At 35.2% G+C, this 1129-nt stretch carries 1 protein-coding gene; it reads right to left on the bottom strand.

Annotated elements, in window-relative coordinates:
• Window positions 1–17 precede the first annotated feature (17 nt).
• Window positions 18–1019: a DUF5677 domain-containing protein gene (locus A6E03_RS07720; protein WP_065600553.1), complete on the bottom strand. Its 1002-nt coding sequence runs from the start codon at window positions 1017–1019 to the stop codon at window positions 18–20.
• Window positions 1020–1129 lie beyond the last annotated feature (110 nt).

Below are 1129 nucleotides of genomic sequence, written 5' to 3'. Positions count from 1 at the left end.
GACACCATAGTCGTTTGTTAGCACTTTGTTTCGAATGCGGACTCTAGTACTTTTTCTTGCACAAGAGAAATCATTTTTAAAAATATGGAGCTATCTAATGTTGGAAATAAAAATATAAATTTAGACAAAATAATTAGTGATGATAACATCGCAAGATCAATCGGAGTCTCATAACCATAATGGCTTGGACCAACAACAAGCCCTGGACGGTCATGTCCTGATATTGCTAAATTTGCATAGTTAGATTTGGATGGTGCATGAATTTTCTCGCATGCTAAGGTAAAGTAAGGTCGATAGTGATCTAAGCAAACCTTTACTTCGAGATCATATAAGTTAGGACGATTTCCTTTATAGCCTTTCTCTAGCAAAAATGGCATTGCCCAAAAATAATCAGAATTGCTATTATAATCATCGCCTAACTCTTTAAGCGCAACTGCTTTTAATGAAGCAATTGATTCTAATTCGGATTCTGTATATGGCTCATGATTTAATTTAGAAGCATGATCACTATAACACTTTGCACCTTTTGCATTTTTAATATGTTCGGACAAAAGGTAATATCTAGCCGATTTTTCCGATTCAAAAATAACACAAGAGCATACTGCTAGTTCATGAAGTGTACGCCAACGGGTAATTGCTCCATCAGGATAACCAGCCTCAATTAATGCTTGAATTTCTCTAAGGACTAGCACCGACTTAGCATGAAGCTGAGTCAATACAACGAACCTAAGATCAAGGCAACTATCCGTTTTCAATACAGACTCTCGATACATTGATGCAATATCCAGATTGCTAGCTATATAAAAGTCAAATAAATTGAAAGTAGATCCCCAATATTTCCATATTTTACTTTGTGTCTCTCTACGACTTGTTAAACTGTCTCCCAGAGCATCTAAGCTATCATTTAAGAAATCCTTTGCTACTTCCGAAATAAAACTGTTAATTTCATCTTCTGTTTTATTTTCAAATGATTCTTCTTGCTCTACTTGCCTATGAATTTCACCGAACGCATATACCATTAAAATTACTCACTAAAATTGGTTAAATATGAGAGTGCTAACGCCTGCATAACACGTTTATTACTCTGCAAATATACTTGATATTGACGCCTTAAAACGAGAAACACCCG

The organism is Aliivibrio sp. 1S128, assembly GCF_001691065.1.
Classification (GTDB): domain Bacteria; phylum Pseudomonadota; class Gammaproteobacteria; order Enterobacterales; family Vibrionaceae; genus Aliivibrio.
The sequence above is the reverse complement of the archived record's forward strand: the minus strand, read 5'-3'. Positions and strand labels throughout refer to the sequence as shown.

Bases quoted from the DNA above. Each gene is read 5' to 3' on its own strand.
- A6E03_RS07720 (WP_065600553.1), bottom strand. From the start codon at position 1,019: ATGGTATATGCGTTCGGTGAAATTCATAGGCAAGTAGAGCAAGAAGAA.